We start from the raw sequence: 17064 nt of genomic DNA, 5'->3' as shown, positions 1-17064 counted from the left end.
AGCGGGGCTGCATGAGTTCGCGGGGAAATCCCAACCCAAATGTGAAAAACGTTACGAAGAATCAACGCGTTTGTGCCTAAGCTGCGGTGCGAATTATTGGGCCAGGCGGCGTCAGGCGGTCAAACTGTCATGATTTGCACACAAACAACCGCCAGATGCAGGCGCATTGGGGTTGATGAACTGAATCGGGCATGCTGACCAAAAAAGGCAAATACGGCCTCAAGGCCCTCGTGCATCTTTCCGGCCTGCCGGCTGGCCAGCTTGCATTCGTCAACGACATCGCCGTCGCCAACAACATCCCGAAGAAATTCCTGGATGCGATCCTGGGCGAATTGCGCAATGCCGGTTTCGTCCAGAGCCGCAAGGGCAAGGAAGGCGGTTATCGCCTTGCCCGTCCCGCTTCCGAGATCAAGATCGGCCATGTCGTGCGCGTGCTCGACGGGCCGCTGGCGCCGATCCCTTGCGCCAGCCGCACGCAATACCAGCGCTGCGAGGATTGCGACGAGGCCACCTGCCAGGTCCGCCACATGATGCTGGAAGTACGCCAGGCAATCGCCGAGGTGCTCGACAACCGCAGCCTCGCCGCCATGCGCGACGCCGACAACGACGATTTCCCGGCGGAGCTCACCTCTCAGATTTGAAGCGACCCGGCCCTGACGGCAGTCCCGTCGGTTGCTTGTCTGCTTTCCACGCAGTAAAGCGGCTGGAGGATGAAACGGGGCTCTGACGCATGAGGCTGCCTTGGCTTGGCAATTCCCGTAAGGCCAGCCGGCAACCATCGTCGAACGACATCTATCACACCGAGATCACGGCCGACGTGCCGGTGCCGGAGCGCGGCGAGTCCGTTCGCTTCTTCAGCCGCAAGGTGGTGCGCCCCGGCAAATTGCGTCGCTTCACCAATCGGGATCCGCGCGAGAGCCTGTTGTCCTGTTTCTATCTCGGCGTCGCGGCGATGCTGCCGGTCTCCTGGTGGAGCTCGATCTGCGGCTGGGTGTCCAGGCTCAGGCGCAAGCGCCACTTCCGCAAGGAGTTTGCCCGTTACGACGTCGCGGTGAAGGCCGTGCTCGGCAATACCGTCGACACGAAAAGCATGTTCGAGGCGCAACTCGCCGCCGTTCACCGCCGGCGGCTGACGCTTGCGGCGCATCTCGTCGCCGGCTGGCGCTGGTCGCCGGCGATACGGCTCGAAGGCCTCGAGGCTCTGCAACAAGCCCTGCGCAACGGGCGCGGCGCCATCGTGTGGTGCGACCAGTTCACGGCGCAGACGATCATGGGCAAGCGCGCCCTGCATGAGGCCGGCGTCGATGCCCATCAGGTGAGCGCACGCTACCACGGCTTCTCGCCGAGCATGTTCGGCCTGCGCGTGATCAACCCGCCGCTGGTCAGGCTCGAGAACCGCTTCCTGAAAAGCCGGATCGTCTTTGAGCGCACCGACGCCTATCAGGTCACCACGCGTATCCAGAAGGTGCTGAAAGAAAACGGCGTGGTGCTGATGACCAACACCGTCTATGCCGGCTCCGCCTTCACCGAGGCCGCCATGGGCGAGCGCGGCTGGACCCACCTCGCCTCGGCGCCGGCAAACTTCGCCGCGCGCGCCGGCGCTGCGCTGTTTCATATGGCGACCATCGAGACGGCGCCCTTTCGCGAGTATAGGGCGATCGTCAAAGAACTGAGCGCGACGCCAGAGGCGCCCGCATCGCCTGCCAAGGACACGGCAGGGAAGAACCTCGTCGTTCAGGCAGGATTTATCCTGTCGAAGCGCGACCGGATGCTGGAGACGCTCAAACTCTGTCCTGAACAGATGATGGCCTGGTCGAGCGCCGTGCGGCTGACCGAGCAGCCAGCCGAAGCCGCGATCGGCAACGACGAAGCCTGATTACCAACTGATCTAGCGGATGATCTCTTGCAGGATTCCCGCTACACTTCGCGTTCCGTCGACCGCTACCGCCTGTTCGTCCGCCGTAGGCTCCTCCAGCGTGGCGAACTGGCTGTCGACCAGGCTGGCGGGCATGAAATGGCCCTTGCGATCGGCGACGCGCCGCCAGGCGGTCTCCCGATCGATCCTGAGATAGAGGAAGACCATACCGGGGCAGAAGCGGCTCAGCCGGTCACGATAACTTCGCTTCAGCGCCGAGCACGCCGCCACCGCCTTCCGCCCATCGGCAACCGAGGTCGCGATACGCTCGCCTATGGCGTCGAGCCAGCCGGCGCGCAACGCATCGGTTAGCGGCTCGCCGCGCGCCATGCGCGCCACGTTCTCCGGCGGATGCAGCAGGTCTCCTTCGATGAAGTCGGCGCCCAGCGCCTTGGCGAGCGCCTCGCCGACGGCGGTCTTGCCGCAGCCGGCAACGCCCATGACGACGATGGCGGGCGCCGTCCGAAGATCGTTCATGCCAGGCTCCGGGGTCTGCGGTCTTGCGCTCGCCTCATTTACCGTCAGCGGCTTGCCGGCGCGCGCCCGTAAAGCAGGAGCATGGCGACGATGACGACGCCATAGATGATCTGCCGCCCCGCTTCCGGCATCTGCATGACCGAGAGGATGGATTGCAGGAGCGTGATCAGGATCACGCCGGCCACCGTGCCGAGATAGGAGCCGCGCCCGCCCAGGATCGATGTGCCGCCCAGGACAACCGCCGCGATCGACGGCAGGAGATAGGCATCGCCCATGGACTGCGCCGCCTTGGATGCATAGCCCGCCAGAAGCACGCCGCCAAAGGCAGACAGCCCGCCGGAGACGGCGAAGGCGATCATCACGATGCGACGCGTGTCGATGCCGGACAGGTAGGCGGCGCGCTCACGGTTGCCGATGCCGTAAACGGCGCGGCCGAAGCTTGTGCGGGTCAGCGCGAAGACCATCGCGGCGCCGATCAGCACCCAGATGATGACGGCATTGGGAACGCCCGGGATGGTGAAACCGGTTGCCAGGTAGCGCATCGCGGCGGTCGCCGAATCCTGTGGCGAGAACCCGCCTGTGTAGACCACCATCAGCCCTTGCGCCACGGCATTGGTGGCTAAAGTAATGATCATCGAGGGGATGCGCAGGTAGGCGACGCCGATGCCGTTGACGATGCCTATCGCCACGCCGCACAGGACGCCGAAGGGGATGGCGAGAGCAACGCCGATCGGCCCGTAGGCCGCGGCCGCGCAGGCCATCATGGCGCCGGCGGCCACGGCCCATGGCACGGAAAGGTCGATCTGGCCAAGCAGGATGACCAGCATCATGCCGGTGGCGATGACGCCGAGGAAAGACGCGACCTTCAACTGCTGCAGGAGATATTCCGGCGATAGGAAGTTGCGCGAATAGAGGCTGCCGAGCAGGAGCAGGACCACGATGCAGGCAAAGGCCGTCAGCACCGCCGGGTCGGCGCGCCGGATGAATTTGGGCACGCGGCCGGCGATGCCGCCCATGATGCCGCCATGCGTCGTTTCGCTCACAGGAACCACTCCAGCCGGTTGCGTACCCGAAACAGCGCGAAGGCGCCAAGGCTGACCGCGATCAACAGGATAACGCCCTGGAACAACGGCTGCCAGAGCGGATCGAAATCGAAGACGAACAGGAGGTCGCCGATGGTGCGAAAGGCAAGCGCGCCGAAGATCGCGCCGATGGCGCTGCCCTTGCCGCCGAACAGCGACACGCCGCCGAGCACGACGGCGGCGATCGAAAACAGCGTATAGGCATTGCCGCTGGCATAGGCCGCCTCGCCCGTATAGGTGAAGAAGGTCAGGAACAGTCCGCCGATCGCCGCAAGCAGGCCGGCAAGCGTATAAGCCAGCAACTTGCCTCTGCGGATCGGCACCCCGGACATGTAGGCCGCCGTCTCCGACGAGCCCGCAGCATAAGCGGCGCGCCCAAGTTCGGAGCGGCTGAACGGCACCCAGACGACAAGCACGATGACGAGCAGCGCCACGAGGCTCGCCGGCACGACGCCGAAGAAACGTCCGGTCAGGAAATCGGCAAGATCCTCGTTGACCGATCCGCCCGGAACGGGGCGCAAAAGCAAGGCCAGGCCGAAATAGACGGCGCCCGTGGCGATGGTGGCCACGATCGGCTGCAGCCGCCCGTAGATGACGATGGCGCCGTTGACCGCCCCGCAGATGAGCCCGGTGCCCAGCACCGCCAGCACGCCGAACGCCGTTTCCAGGCCGGTGCCGACCACCAGCCATGAAGCCATGCAGTTGGTCAGCGTGAAGATCATGCCGACCGACAGATCGATGCCGGCGGTGATCACCACCAATGTCTGCGCCATCGCGACGAAGGCGAGCAGCACGCCCTTGTTGGCGGCCGTCTGCACGACATTGGCGGTGAAGCCGGCCGGATGGTTCGCGCTGTAAATTGCGAACATGACGATGAAGATGCCGAAGGCCAAAAGCGTTCCGCGTTGTTCGGCCAGCCGGTAGCGCCAATCCTTCACGCGTGCTCTCCCTGCCCGATGCGGACGTCATCGCCGTGGATGTTGAGCGCGCTGGCGATAAGCGCGTGCTCGGTGAGCCCCGCGCCGACCAGCTCGCGTTTGACCGCGCCGTCATAGAGCACGAGCACGCGGTCGCAGCAGCCGATCAGCTCGTCATAGTCCGTCGAATAGAACAGGATCGCGGCACCCGCATCCGCCAGCTTGCGCATCAGTTGGTAGAGCTCCTGCTTGGTGCCGACATCGATGCCGCGCGTCGGATCGTTGAGCAGGATGATGCGCGGCTGCCGCATCAGCCATTTGGCGATCACCACCTTCTGCTGGTTGCCGCCGGAAAGCGCGCCGACCGGAATGTCCAGGCCCGCCGTCTTGATCGCCAGCAGCCCGACCATGTCGTCGATCAGGCGCTGTTCGGCGGCGCGGTCGATGATGCCGGCCTTGGACAACCGGTCGAGTGCTGCAAACGACAGGTTCTCGCGCACCGTCATCGGCAGCATCAGTCCTTCGGTCTTGCGATCCTCGGGGATCAGCGCCATGCCGATGCGGCCGTGGCTGGCCGCGGTCGGGCTGGCGATCGAAACCGGCTTGCCATCGATCAGCACCTCGCCGCGCAGGCCGCGCAGCACGCCGAAGAAGGCAAGCAGCAATTCGCGCTGACCCTGCCCGTCGAGACCGCCCAGGCCCACAACCTCCCCTGCCCTGACGCTCAGCGAGATATTGTCCAGCCGGTCGGCCCAGGAGAGATTACGCGCTTCGAGCACCGTCGCAGCGGCCGGAGCGGAAGCGGGTTTCGGCGGGAAGATATGACTATATTCGCGGCCGATCATCAGCTCGACCACCTCATTGTCGCTCTTCGAGCCGGCCGGGTAGCTGGCGACGTTGCGGCCGTTGCGGAACACCGTGCAATGGTCGGCGAGTTCCGCGATCTCGTTCATGCGGTGCGAGATGTAGAGCAGCGCCAGCCCTTCCGAGCGCAGCCGTTTCAACACCTCGAAGACCTTGGCGACGTCCGCCGCCGTCAGCGCCGAGGTCGCCTCGTCGAGGATCAGGATGCGCGGCTTCCGAGCCAGCGCCTTGGCGATCTCCACCATCTGCCGGCGCGACAGCGGCAGGTCCTTGACCAGCGCGCGGGGATGAATGTCGGAAGCGCCGGCGCGTGCCAGCGCTTCCTCAGCGATCTTCCGCTGCGCCTTGCGGTCGATCATGCCGAAACGCTTGGGTGGATTGGAAATGACGATGTTGTCGGCGACGCTGAGTTCCGGAATCAGCGACAGCTCCTGGAAGATGCAGACGATGCCGGCCTGGTTGGCGGCGGCAGGCGAAGCGAAGGTGACCTCGCTTCCGTCCAGTGTCATGCGCCCTTCGTCCGGCGCCACGACGCCGGCCATGACCTTGATCAGCGTCGATTTGCCGGCGCCGTTCTCGCCGAGGATGGCGTGGATGCTGCCGGCGGTGACCGTCAGCTCGGCCTTCTCCAAGGCCCGCACGCCGCCATAACGCTTGGATATGCCTTCCATGCGGAAGAGCGGAGCCGTGCCGTCCATCAGCCCTCCCCGGCCGGTTTTGATTGGGGAGACAGTGCCGCGGGCTCGCCGCGGCACTGTCCAGTCAGACTATTTGTTTTCCTTGGTCTGGCCCATGATTTCCTGCGCGGTGAAATTGATGCCGCAGGTCGGGAAGGAATTGCCGACGAAGAAATTGTCGGACTGGTCGGGGAAGAAATCCTGACCTGCCTTGAAGTTCGGATCCTCGACGATAGCCAAGGGCAGCTTGACCGATTGCGGCACGACATTGCCTTCGAGCGCGGCAATCGCCGTCTTGATGGCAACCGCCACCTGGGCCGGACCGGTACCGGCGGACGAGCATTTCAGCCCGTCGGCCGCATGCGCGGCGCAGAATTTGCGGAAGCCGTTTTCCGTCTCGCCGCCGAACGGCACGAACGGATGCTTGGCGTCGATCATCGCCTGCACGATGCCGGTGTCGCCGCCCTGCCCGGTGATGCCGTCGAACGGGCCGCTGGTGGCGATCGCGTCGGCCGTGGCCTTTTGCGCCACACCGTCATCCCACTTGCCGACCACCTCGGTGACGGCCCACTTCTTGCCGGAACCGTCGAGCACCTCGTGGATGCCAATGTGGCGGTCGGTATCGACCGAAGTGCCGGCGACGCCGCGCACCTCGAGCACCTTGCCGCCGTTCGGCACATGCGCGACCAGCCACTTGCCCCAGAGCTCGCCGAGGCCCTTCTGATCGACATTGACGTTGATCGCGTCCTTGGTGTCGAGGATGTTGTCGAAGGCGACAAGCACGACACCGGCTTCCTTGGCGCGCTTGATGACCGGCCCGAATGCGGTCGGGTTCTGCGCGTTGACGACGATCGCGTCAAAGCCGGAATCGATGAAGTTGTTGATCGCCGAGATCTGCGCCGGCACATCCTCGCCGGTCGACACGACCTTGAATTCCTTGAGCTTCTTGGCGACATCCGGCTGCGCCGCATAGGCCTTGGCCGTCTGGATCATCTGGATGCGCCAGGTGTTGGCGATGTAGCCGTTGGCAAGCGCGATGCGGTATGGACCGTCCTTCTTCGGATACTTGAAAAACTGCGTGTCGGCCGACCACGGCGCGAAGCAGTCCGGCTCGGCCGCGGGCCCCTTGACGACCTCGGGTCCGGCGATCGCCGACGAACTCAGCATGACAAATGCGGTGGCGGCAATGACGCCGCCAACGAGTGACTTGATCATCGATATTCCTCCCAGTTGCAGTTCTGCTTGTTATGAATCTTTGGCGATACCGTCGGCAACCCTCCGGCCAACCAGACACCCACACAGGACGGCCGCGCCGCCCAGATCCTCCTCGTCCCCCTCAGCTCTCTGGCAATTTAGAAAACTATCATATTATACATAATAAACAAGTACGAGCTGTTGCTTATGTATAATAAACAGCCTTCCCGCCTCGCCGAGCCTTTACCGGCATGCAAATGGTAGCGCTACCATCTCAGGCTGTAAAGAATCATCTTAAGGAACCAACAGTACCGCGTCAGCGCCCGGTGCTCTCGCGCCGCATCAGCTCGAAACCGAGATCGACGATCCGCTGTTCCGGCCGGTTTCCGGCGATCGCTGACAGCGCCATGGCGACGGCACGGGTGCCGATTTCATAGCGATGCGTGCGCACGCTTGTGATTGAAGGAAACGACACCTGCATCATGTCGAGATCGTTGAAACCGACAATGCCGATCTGCTTCGGCACGTCGATCGATGCGCGATGGCATTCGAACAGAACGCCAAGCGCGATATCATCATTGTTGCAGAACACGCCGTCCAGCGTCGGCATCTTGGCCAGCGCCTCGCGGAACAACTCGCGCCCGAGCGTCACGCTTGACGGCACCGGCGTTGTGGTGACCAGCCGCGCGTCGAATAGGCCGGCGGCGTCCATCGCGGCGCGGTAGCCGGCAAGGCGCCGCTGCGAACGCGGATCCATCCGCGCGCCGATGAAGCCGATCTTGCGGTATCCGGCTTGCAGCAGGTGTTCGGCGGCGGTCCTGCCGCCGTCGAGATGCGAGAAGCCGACCATCATGTCGACCGGGTCCGGCCCGGTCTCCATCACTTGCACCACCGGGCAGCCGGCATTCTCCAGCAGTCGTCGCGCGCTGGGCGTCTGGTCTATGCCGGCCACGATCAGCGCCGCCGGGCGTTGCGATCCGAAGACCTGCAGCAGCCGCTCTTCCTCGAGGCCTGAATAATGGGTGTTGCCGATCTGGATGCGGAACGGACTGTCGGAAAGACTGTCATAGATGCCGCGCACCACCTCGGCGAAGACGTTGTTGGTCAGCGAAGGCACCAGCACGCCGAACACCTCGGCGCGCGCCGAGGCAAGCGCGCGGGCGTTCGGGTCGGGCACGTAGCCGAGCTCGTCGACCGCGGCCTGTATCTGCCGTCGAAGGTCTTCCGACACCCGCCCGGGCTCACGCAAGGCCCGCGACACGGTGATCGCGCCGACACCGGCCTTGCGCGCCACGTCCGCAATGGTCGGACGGCCGCCGCCACGGCGGGAGCGCGGCTTGGTCAAGGGCGAGCCTCGTGCGTCAAATCCAGCCTGCTGCGCGCTTGCAATGCCATTGACCCTGGTGTCGCCATCTAGCAGGCCTGTACCACATTCCCTGCCCTTGGCGTCGCGCAGCCGCGATTTGTTGTCAAGCTGAGGGCATTTCAGGAGAAGCGCCGGCGCGAGCCGTCAGGCCATGACGACGCCGCTGCGCCTTGCCCTCCAGAACACCACGACCATCATCAGGATGTTGAGCAGGTTCCACCCAATTCCGTTGAGGAACGCGGCCGCGTAAGATCCGGTGAGATCGTAGATCCAGCCCGACATCCAGCCGCCGATAGCCATGCCGAAAATGGTCGCCATGATGACGATGCCAACGCGCTGGCCGGCCTCCTTGGCGGGCATGTATTCGCGCACGATGATCGCATAGCAGGGCACGATGCCCCCTTGCGACAGGCCGAACACCAGCGAGACGACATAGAGCGAGGCAAGACCGTCGAAGGGAATGTAGAAGAACAGCGACAGGCACTGCAGCACCGAACCGATCAGCAAGGTCTTCACCCCGCCGATACGGTCGGCGACGAAGCCGGAAACAAGGCGGCTGACGACTCCGGCGGCCATCATGATCGACAGCATATCGGCGCCGTGGGCGACGCCATAGCCGAGGTCCATGCAATAGGCGACGATATGCACCTGCGGCATCGACATCGCCACGCAACAGCCAAGACCGGCTATGACGAGCAGCGCCTGAAGGGCGGCCGGCGACAATGAGATCGGCTGGACCGGGCGTGCGCCTGGCGAGCCGGCGACGACCACCGGGGCGCGACGTCGCAGCATTATGACCAGCGGCGCCATAGTCACAAGGCAAGCGATGCCGATGGCCACATAGGTGAAGCGCCAACCCTCCGCCTTCATCAGCGGCGGTATGATTGCTGGCCAGACCGTTCCGGCGAGATAGCTGCCCGCCGCCGCCGTAGCCACGGCAACGCCGCGCCGACGATTGAACCAGTGCGAGATGTCGGCGATCAGCGGCCCGAAAATCGCCGATGTCCCCACCCCGATGAGCAAGCCTTGGGCGAGCGTGAATTGCAGGATCGAAGTGGAGAGCGACGCCAGTGCGAAGCCTGCAACCAGGGCCATCGAGGAAACCAGCGCCGGGATCCAGTAACCGACACGGTCGATGGCGCGGCCGACCAGCACATTGCCGGCAGCGAATCCTACCATGGTAGCGGTGTAAGGCATCGAGGCGGCGGCACGATCGACGCCGAACTCGGCCTGCACGGCGGGCAGGACCACGACTACGGCCCACATGCCGACGCCGCCGATCGTCGCCAGCAGCAAGGAGATCCCGAGCCGCGTCCATGCATAGAAGCTATCGATGCCGGCGCTGTTTGCCGCGTTTCCTGGAATTGTCGTCACGGCGTCTCCTGTTCGCGATTTCTTCGAGATCGCGCGTTTGAGCGCACTATCGGCCCATTTCCTGAGCCGAGCAGCGCCACGACAGGCAAATCCGTGGCTCCAGAACCGGGAACCCGCCTCACCTCATGGGGTTTCTCTGAAGGAAGGAGTTTGTCATGACCGCCAAGAAGAAATGGTCGGCCGACGTGACCGAACACAGCGACGCCCTCAATCTCGAGGAGCACGTCTTCGAATCCGATGACGCGAAGAAGATCGCCGCCTCGCTCAAGCGCTCGGCCGAGCACAGCCACCGCCGCAAGGCAGAGCCGTTCCAATCCGCCATGTCGATGTTGAATTTCTACATCAACCGTGCCGGCAAGAATCTGCCTGACGAGCGCAAGAAGGTGTTGGAAAAGGCGAAGGACGAGCTGCGTGTCGCCTTCGGTCGCGAAAAGCAGGATTGAGGGTTGCTGGGAGCGCTAGCACCAGTTCCTCAACGCAGGGATCTGGAAAGATTGCAGGCTTGTCGGGCAAGGCTATCAGCATCCGTTTGGGGTGTTCAGCGCAAACGCTGGCGATGAGCTGAAGCCCCCAACCTCGTCATTCTAGGGCGGAGCTACGCGAAGCGGAGCGCAGACCCGAGGATGACGACCGCGATAGGCGTCTTGGCCAATCGCCAAGGCATGGGATCTGCCAACGCACGCACGGGCAGCGGTCAAAGTTTCTGTGCTGGCGAACTGGTCCGGTACAAGACCTCAGCGCGACTGGATCACTTCGTCGGTATTGGCCAGCAGCTTGCGCACCGCATTGCGCGCCGCGTCCGGCCTTTGCAGGCGGATACTGCGTTCGATCGCCTCATGCAGTTTCTGGGCGTGCTGCAGATTGTCGAGCTCGCGCGTCGTATAGGTGAAGAGATGGTCGAAGGCAGATTCGATCAAGACGCCCAGCGGTACCAGCAGGTCGTTGCCCGAAGCCCTGAGGATGGCAAGGTGGAAGCGCGTGTCGGCCCGGGTGCGCTCCTGCAGGTTGGTCGCCTCGCCCATCTCGCGACAGGCCTGGCTGATCTCGGCCATCTGCTCGCGGGTGCGCCGCATCGCCGCGAAGGCCGTCGCCTCCGGCTCGATGATGTGGCGGAACTCCTGCACGGTCTTGAGGAACACCTCGCGGTCCGGCGAGGTCGCGTACCAGGCGAGCACGTCGCGGTCGAGAAGGTTCCAGCGTTCCTTCGGTTCGACCCAGCTGCCGATCTTCGGTCGCGAGGCCAGAAGGCTCTTTGCCATCAGCATCTTGATCGCCTCGCGCACCGCCGAGCGGCTGACGTCGAAGGTCTCCGACCATTTGGCTTCATTGGGCAGGATGGTGCCCGGCGGATAGTCGCCGCGCACGATCCGAAGGCCGATTTCGCTCGCAAGCGAAGCATGCACGCTGGAGCCCGGGATGCGTGGCGCGTCGGCCCGGCGAACGCCGGCCGGACGCTCCGCGGCCGCTGCCTTTGTCGGCCTTTTTTCTTTGTTCGGCTTCGCGTCCCTCATTGTTCCACAAAATCCCGTTTTCAGAAGCTGTCAAGCACGGCAAGCCCGCTTTGCCGCAACGCGCGAGGATGTGCACAGATCAACCGGCATTTGCCGGCGGCTCACGCCGTCTTGACGTATTTGCGCCAGCTGTGCTGCGGCCGGAAGCCAAGCACATCGCGCGCCTTGCGGTTCGAAAGCAGCGTCTCATATTCGCCGAGTTCGGCCTTGACCGGCACGCCCGGATAAAAGCGCTTCAACAGCTCCGCCGTCGGCAGGTCCGACGAGGTGTCGTCGTTGGCCGCGTTGAACACCTGATAGCCCAGGCCATCCTTCTCGATGGCGCGCAAGGTGATCTGGCCGAGATCGCGCGCATCGATATAGCTCCAGGCGATGCGCTTGCGGAAACCGGGATCAGCGAACCATTTCGGGAATAGCGAATATTCATGCGGCTCGATGACATTGCCGATGCGCAGCGCATAGATGTCGAAGCCGCTGCGCAACGCGAAAGCCCGCGCGGTCTTCTCGTTGACGATCTTCGACAGCGCATAGGAGTCCATCGGGTCGACGTCATAATCCTCGTCGAGCGGGAAATGCGTCGGATTGCGAGGCTCGTTGGCGAAGACAAGACCGTAGGTCGTCTCGCTGGAAGCGATGATAACCTTGCGGATGCCGAGCTTCACCGCCGCCTCGATGACATTGTAGGTGCCCATCGCGTTGATGCGGAACACCTCGTTGTCCGGCGTGATCATGATGCGCGGGATCGCCGCGAAATGCACCACGGCGTCGACCGGCTGCGATCTCAACGACGGGTCGAACTCGTGCAGACCCATATAGCTCGACAGCGCGTTGAAAACCTGGCCGCTGTCGGTGATGTCGGTGACCAAAGTGCGCACCTTCGGATTATCGAGCGGCTTGGTGTCGATGTTGAGCACCTGGCAGCCATGTTCGACCAGATATTCCACGACATGCCGGCCAGCCTTGCCGCTGCCGCCGGTGAACATGATCCGCTTCGTCATTTTGCTCTCCACAATGCTAGGTAATTATGTGTATTGTCAGACAATATGACATTCCGCGATCGCCCGCCACCCGCGATCCGCGGAAACCTTCTGGACAATCGCCCGCCGCGCGGGCGCCCATCACCATGAAAGACAAGGAAGAGACGACATGAGCACCACCGCTGCCCGCGAGAACATCGGTTTCATCGGCCTTGGCCTGATGGGGCACGGCATCGCCAAGAACATCGTCGACAAGGGCTATCCGCTGACCTTCCTCGGTCGCAAGAACCGCAAGCCGGCGGAAGACTTGGCCGGACGCGGCGCCAAGGAAGTTGCCACGTCCAAGGAGGTGGCCGCGGCCTCCGACATCGTCTTCATCTGCGTCACCGGCTCGCGCGAGGTGGAGGCGATCATCCGCGGTCCCGACGGGCTGAAGGAGGGCCTGAAGCAAGGCTCGGTCGTCGTCGATTGCTCGACCTCCGATCCGGTCTCGACAGTGGCCCTGGCCGCCGAACTCAAGGCGCTCGGCGTCGACTATGTCGATGCGCCGCTCAGCCGCACGCCGAAGGAGGCCTGGGAAGGCACGCTCGACGCCATGGTCGGCGCGCCGGACGCCGTGTTCGCCAGGCTGAAGCCGGTGCTCGAGACCTGGGCCGGCCGCATCGTTCATATCGGCGATACCGGCGACGGCCACCGCATGAAGCTGCTCAACAACTTCATCTCGCTGGGCTACGCCGCGATCTATTCCGAGGCGCTGGCGCTGGCCGAGAAGGTCGGCATCTCGCCGCCCCGCTTCGACAGCGTCATTCGCAACGGCCGCATGGATTGCGGCTTCTACCAGACCTTCATGCGCTGGACGCTGGAGGGCGACCGCGACGCCCACAAATTCACCATCGCCAATGCCTTCAAGGACCTGACCTATCTGGAATCGATGGCGGGCGCGGCCGGCATCGCCAATCCTCTGGGCAACGCGACCAAGAATTCCTTTGCGACAGCCTTCGCCGCCGGTCCCACGGAACAGTATGTGCCGATGCTCGCCACGCATATCGGCAAGCTTAACGGCGTCGACCTGATGCCTTCGAAGGACGGCGTGAAGCAGAAGATTTAGGCGGGAGCCGCCCTGCCCTGTTCGACGGCGGGAGCAGGCGCTGGAAAAGATGGGGCGCCCACCGGGCGCCCCTTTTTGTCACTTCTGGATGCAGCCGGCGCCTACTTCTGGATGCAGGTGTCGGCCGTTTCCTTGGTGCATTCGTCGAGGCCGGTGAAGACCGGATCGTCGACCTTTTTGCCGCCGATGAGGTCGATCATCACCGAAGGCGCCTTGTAGCCCATTTCGAACGGCCGCTGGCCGACCAGCGCGGTCACCAAGCCTTCCTTGGCGATCGCCACCTCGTCGCCGATCGTGTCGGCGGCGCCGATGACGAACTCGTTCTTGGCGATCTTGTCGGCCATCGGCTTGAACAGGTCGCGATAAGGCTGCGGCGCGCCGAACAGCGGCCAGCCACCCATGATGCCGAAGGCGTCGAGCTTCGGGTTGGCGGCGAGGATGTCGGTCATCGCCTGCACGCCTTTGGCGCCGTCGTCATTGGTGAACACCGGGCAGCCGGGAGCTTCGGTCCAGCCGCCTTCGCCGGCAAGTGCTGCAAGACCTTCCTTCCCGGTCAGCGCATCGCGCATGCCTTGCGCGCGACGCAGGATGTTGTCGGCCGCCGGATTGCCCTCGATCGTGCAGATCGTGCCGCCATTCGGCTTGGCCTTCTTGATGTACTCGCCGATCTTCTTGCCCATCAGGTAGTTGTCGGTGCCGAGATAGGTCTTGCGAAGGGCGGCGTCTTCCTTGGCAAGGTCGGCGTCGACCGTCATGATCGGGATCGACGGATTGGCGCTCTTGATCGTCTGCGCGATCAGCGGCGCGTTCGACGGCGAGATCGCCATCGCCACCGTGTCTGGCTTGCTCAGCATATCCTGCACGATCTGCGCCTCGCCGGCCTCGTCGGAAGTCGATGCCGGGCCGGTGTAGAAGCATTCATATTCGGAGCTGGCGTTTTCCTTGTTCCACTTCTCGCAGCCCTGATGGATGGCTTCGAAGAACGGATTGTCGAGACCCTTCACAACGATGACGAGCTGTTTCTTGGCCAAAGCCGGCCCGGCGCCCAACGCCATGGCGGCGACGGCGGCAAGCAAAAGTGTTTTCCTCATGTCAGTCCTCCCTTGAAACAGACGGACACCGCGTGCCCGCCACACTGATCAACCCGGATACACAAGAACCACGACGAGCATCTCATGATGTTCGCGCCCCGCGCCGGGCTGATAAGCATTTGCCGATCCGTCCGCCCGAATACCGATGCAGCCGAATCCTTTACCCTCAAACCATCTGCCTGCCTCCGCCGGATAGACGGACGATTGGCAAAGTCTTGTTCCGAAGCTTAGCTAATATCGGCTTTTCGCCAGCGTCAATTGCTATTTGTCCTACAAAACCGATTTTTCGTCGAGTCTCGAAATTAATCGTCAGACAATTGATTGACGCCCCCGTCCGCTTTTGCCTAAATGCGTGGACGCACCGTTCGGGAGGAGATGGACGGGGCGAGACGCAAGCGCCGCCGCCGGGTTCGGTGGCCAGTTGCGCCAACAACGGGGAGGCTTAAGGCTGGTGTCGGTTCTGGAACTCGCCAACATCTCGAAGCATTTCGGCGCCATCCAGGCGGTCAACGATGTATCGTTTTCGCTGGAAGCTGGTGAGGTCGTCGGCCTGATGGGCGACAACGGTGCCGGCAAGTCGACGCTGGTGAAGATGATCGCTGGCAATTTCCACCCGAGCCACGGCACCATGCGGCTGGAGGGCAAGGACCTTGTCATGCACAAGCCGGCGGATGCGCGCCAGCACGGCATCGAGATCGTCCACCAGGACCTTGCGCTCTGCAACAACCTGACCGCCGCGGCCAACGTCTATCTCGGCCGCGAGCTGCGCCGCGGCTTCGGTCCGCTGCGCATTCTCGACTATGGCGCTATGTACAAGCGTGCCGGCCAGCTCTTTGCCGAGCTGAAATCCGAGACGCGGCCGCGCGACCTCGTCAAGCAGATGTCGGGTGGCCAGCGCCAGGCGGTGGCGATTGCCCGCACCATGCTGTCGCAGGCCAAGATCGTGCTGATGGATGAGCCGACGGCGGCGATTTCGGTCAGGCAGGTCGCCGAAGTGCTCAATCTCATCCGCCACCTGCGTGATCAGGGCATCGCCGTGGTGCTGATCAGCCACCGCATGCCCGACGTGTTCGACGTCGCCGACCGTGTTATCGTCATGCGGCGCGGCCGCAAGGTGGCCGACAAGAAAATCGCCTCGAGCTCGCCCGAGGAAGTCACCGGGCTGATCACCGGCGCCATCGAACAGGTTGCGTAGTCGCGTGGATCGGGCGTCCACGCCTCAGGAAAGGTCGATAATGGCAGTCACACTTGACCAGACGATCGCGCAGAAGCAGCACACCTTCCTGTCGCGGCTCTTTGCCAACCAGACTTTCTGGGTGGTGATCGCGGTCATCCTCGCCTGCCTGTTCCTGTCCGTCGCCACCGATTCCTTCGCCACGTCGAAGAACATCTTCAACATCACGCGCAATATCACCTTCGTCGCCATCGTCGCGCTCGGCATGACCTTCGTCATCATTACCGGCGGCATCGACCTTTCGGTCGGCTCGGTGCTTTGCCTGTCCTCGATGGTGCTCGCCGTCACCATGCATGCCGGCTATTCGATCGAGGTGGGCATCCTGGCCTCGATCGCCACCGCGCTTGCGATCGGCGCCTTCAACGGCCTGCTCATCGCCTATCTCGGCTTCCCGCCTTTCGTGGTCACGCTCGGCATGCTGTCGGTGGCGCGCAGCCTTGCCATGGTCGCCTCGAACAACACCGTGGTGTTCCAGTTCGGGCCGGACCACCAGAAGCTTTTGTCATTGGGCGGCGGCGCCTGGGTTTTCGGCATCGCCAATCCGGTGCTCTACATGATCCTCCTGGCGGCGATCACCGGCTTCATCCTGCGCTGGACCAAATTCGGCCGGCACATCTTCGCCATCGGCGGCAATGAGCATGCGGCGACGCTGACCGGCGTTCCCGTCAAGCAGATCAAGGTCGTCGTCTACATGATCTCGGCGCTGTCGGCAGGGCTTGCCGGCATCATCCAGACCGGATGGCTGGGCGCCGTCACCACCAATCTCGGCAACGGCATGGAGCTGCAGGTGATTGCCGCCACCGTCATCGGCGGCGCCAATCTCGCCGGCGGCGTCGGCACCGCGCTCGGCGCCGTCGTCGGCGCCGCCCTCATCGAGGTGATCCGCAACAGCCTTGGCCTGCTCGGCATCAACGCCTTCTGGCAAGGCACCTTCATCGGCGGCGCGATCATCCTGGCGGTTCTGTTCGACCGCATCCGCAATTTCAGGCGTAGCGACTGAAGCGCGCCGCCTCGCCTTCTCCCCTTGTGGGAGAAGGTGGATCGGCGCGATAGCGCCGAGACGGATGAGGGGTGTTCCAGCGGAGTGAGACGCTGGCTTTCCCTGGAGCACCCCTCATCCGTCGCCTTCGGCGACACCTTCTCCCACAAGGGGCCTGTTGCGTAATTGGCTGGTTGTGATTCTCTGAGAGGAAGCTCGGAGGGAATCGCGATGGCTGTGAAGCAGACGGGACAGTTGAGCCTGGCGGAGGCGTTTCTAGGCGACAAGCTTGCGGGCG

16 protein-coding genes are annotated in these 17064 nt (G+C 63.6%); 6 read left to right on the top strand and 10 right to left on the bottom strand.

All coding sequences use genetic code 11. The features are described from left to right. The first annotated feature begins 191 nt into the window (after positions 1-191). Positions 192-641, top strand: coding sequence for an Rrf2 family transcriptional regulator (locus tag CK219_RS22335; protein WP_040984137.1), 450 nt, complete (start codon positions 192-194; stop codon positions 639-641). A gap of 89 nt (positions 642-730) precedes the next feature. Beyond that, positions 731-1876 (top strand): hypothetical protein, encoded by a 1146-nt coding sequence (locus CK219_RS22330; RefSeq protein ID WP_095768920.1) that lies wholly within the window; start codon positions 731-733, stop codon positions 1874-1876. 12 nt (positions 1877-1888) lie between these two features. On the opposite strand, the gene CK219_RS22325 is transcribed toward CK219_RS22330, so the two are convergent. The 7 genes from CK219_RS22325 to CK219_RS22295 all read right to left on the bottom strand — a co-directional run bounded on the left by CK219_RS22325 (position 1889) and on the right by CK219_RS22295 (position 9866). Next, the gene (locus tag CK219_RS22325) at positions 1889-2392 is read right to left on the bottom strand and encodes a gluconokinase (protein WP_224531855.1); all 504 of its coding nucleotides are present in this window, start codon (positions 2390-2392) and stop codon (positions 1889-1891) included. Between the two features lie 44 nt (positions 2393-2436). Next, positions 2437-3435, bottom strand: coding sequence for an ABC transporter permease (locus CK219_RS22320; RefSeq protein WP_095768919.1), 999 nt, complete (start codon positions 3433-3435; stop codon positions 2437-2439). After that, a complete protein-coding gene (locus tag CK219_RS22315; RefSeq protein WP_095768918.1) occupies positions 3432-4412 on the bottom strand; it encodes an ABC transporter permease in 981 nt (326 codons plus the stop codon). Before CK219_RS22315 ends, CK219_RS22320 begins: the two co-directional genes overlap by 4 nt. Further along, positions 4409-5953 (bottom strand): sugar ABC transporter ATP-binding protein, encoded by a 1545-nt coding sequence (locus CK219_RS22310; protein WP_095768917.1) that lies wholly within the window; start codon positions 5951-5953, stop codon positions 4409-4411. Before CK219_RS22310 ends, CK219_RS22315 begins: the two co-directional genes overlap by 4 nt. A gap of 69 nt (positions 5954-6022) precedes the next feature. Beyond that, positions 6023-7147 carry a sugar ABC transporter substrate-binding protein gene (locus tag CK219_RS22305; RefSeq protein ID WP_095768916.1) on the bottom strand — a complete coding sequence of 375 codons (1125 nt, stop codon included), beginning with the start codon at positions 7145-7147 and terminating at the stop codon, positions 6023-6025. A 295-nt stretch (positions 7148-7442) separates the two neighbouring features. Further along, positions 7443-8471: a LacI family DNA-binding transcriptional regulator gene (locus tag CK219_RS22300; RefSeq protein WP_095768915.1), complete on the bottom strand. Its 1029-nt coding sequence runs from the start codon at positions 8469-8471 to the stop codon at positions 7443-7445. Positions 8472-8636: 165 nt separating this feature from the next. Continuing rightward, on the bottom strand, positions 8637-9866 hold the full coding sequence (locus tag CK219_RS22295) for an MFS transporter (RefSeq protein WP_176477121.1): 1230 nt from the start codon (positions 9864-9866) through the stop codon (positions 8637-8639). A 155-nt stretch (positions 9867-10021) separates the two neighbouring features. On the opposite strand from CK219_RS22295, the gene CK219_RS22290 reads away from it, so the two are divergent. Continuing rightward, complete coding sequence (locus CK219_RS22290; RefSeq protein WP_095768914.1) at positions 10022-10309, top strand: DUF3175 domain-containing protein; 288 nt, start codon at positions 10022-10024, stop codon at positions 10307-10309. Positions 10310-10600: 291 nt separating this feature from the next. Here the strand turns inward: CK219_RS22290 and CK219_RS22285 are convergent, their stop codons facing one another. Both CK219_RS22285 and CK219_RS22280 read right to left on the bottom strand, forming a co-directional pair. Next, the gene (locus tag CK219_RS22285; RefSeq protein WP_095768913.1) at positions 10601-11377 is read right to left on the bottom strand and encodes a FadR/GntR family transcriptional regulator; all 777 of its coding nucleotides are present in this window, start codon (positions 11375-11377) and stop codon (positions 10601-10603) included. A 101-nt stretch (positions 11378-11478) separates the two neighbouring features. Further along, the gene (locus CK219_RS22280) at positions 11479-12375 is read right to left on the bottom strand and encodes an NAD(P)-dependent oxidoreductase (protein ID WP_095768912.1); all 897 of its coding nucleotides are present in this window, start codon (positions 12373-12375) and stop codon (positions 11479-11481) included. Positions 12376-12472: 97 nt separating this feature from the next. Between CK219_RS22280 and CK219_RS22275 the strand changes: the two genes are divergently transcribed. Further along, positions 12473-13462, top strand: a complete 990-nt coding sequence (locus CK219_RS22275) for an NAD(P)-dependent oxidoreductase (protein ID WP_224600992.1) — start codon at positions 12473-12475, stop codon at positions 13460-13462. A gap of 101 nt (positions 13463-13563) precedes the next feature. Here the strand turns inward: CK219_RS22275 and CK219_RS22270 are convergent, their stop codons facing one another. Beyond that, complete coding sequence (locus CK219_RS22270) at positions 13564-14553, bottom strand: sugar-binding protein (protein ID WP_095768910.1); 990 nt, start codon at positions 14551-14553, stop codon at positions 13564-13566. 421 nt (positions 14554-14974) lie between these two features. Between CK219_RS22270 and CK219_RS22265 the strand changes: the two genes are divergently transcribed. Both CK219_RS22265 and CK219_RS22260 read left to right on the top strand, forming a co-directional pair. Further along, entirely contained in the window at positions 14975-15748 is a 774-nt protein-coding gene (locus CK219_RS22265; RefSeq protein ID WP_224531874.1) for an ATP-binding cassette domain-containing protein, read from the top strand. Positions 15749-15788: 40 nt separating this feature from the next. Beyond that, positions 15789-16787 (top strand): ABC transporter permease, encoded by a 999-nt coding sequence (locus CK219_RS22260; protein WP_095768908.1) that lies wholly within the window; start codon positions 15789-15791, stop codon positions 16785-16787. Positions 16788-17064 lie beyond the last annotated feature (277 nt).

Origin of the sequence: Mesorhizobium sp. WSM4313 (assembly GCF_002294725.1) — a bacterium.
Taxonomy (GTDB): domain Bacteria; phylum Pseudomonadota; class Alphaproteobacteria; order Rhizobiales; family Rhizobiaceae; genus Mesorhizobium.
Note: the sequence above shows the minus strand (reverse complement) of the source record. Positions and strands in the feature narration are given on the sequence as shown.

Coding starts and splice junctions, on each gene's coding strand:
- CK219_RS22330 (WP_095768920.1), top strand. CDS start 731: ATGAGGCTGCCTTGGCTTGGCAATTCCCGTAAGGCCAGCCGGCAACCA.
- CK219_RS22310 (WP_095768917.1), bottom strand. CDS start 5,953: ATGGACGGCACGGCTCCGCTCTTCCGCATGGAAGGCATATCCAAGCGT.
- CK219_RS22290 (WP_095768914.1), top strand. CDS start 10,022: ATGACCGCCAAGAAGAAATGGTCGGCCGACGTGACCGAACACAGCGAC.
- CK219_RS22285 (WP_095768913.1), bottom strand. CDS start 11,377: ATGAGGGACGCGAAGCCGAACAAAGAAAAAAGGCCGACAAAGGCAGCG.
- CK219_RS22325 (WP_224531855.1), bottom strand. CDS start 2,392: ATGAACGATCTTCGGACGGCGCCCGCCATCGTCGTCATGGGCGTTGCC.
- CK219_RS22270 (WP_095768910.1), bottom strand. CDS start 14,553: ATGAGGAAAACACTTTTGCTTGCCGCCGTCGCCGCCATGGCGTTGGGC.
- CK219_RS22305 (WP_095768916.1), bottom strand. CDS start 7,147: ATGATCAAGTCACTCGTTGGCGGCGTCATTGCCGCCACCGCATTTGTC.
- CK219_RS22280 (WP_095768912.1), bottom strand. CDS start 12,375: ATGACGAAGCGGATCATGTTCACCGGCGGCAGCGGCAAGGCTGGCCGG.
- CK219_RS22335 (WP_040984137.1), top strand. CDS start 192: ATGCTGACCAAAAAAGGCAAATACGGCCTCAAGGCCCTCGTGCATCTT.
- CK219_RS22260 (WP_095768908.1), top strand. CDS start 15,789: ATGGCAGTCACACTTGACCAGACGATCGCGCAGAAGCAGCACACCTTC.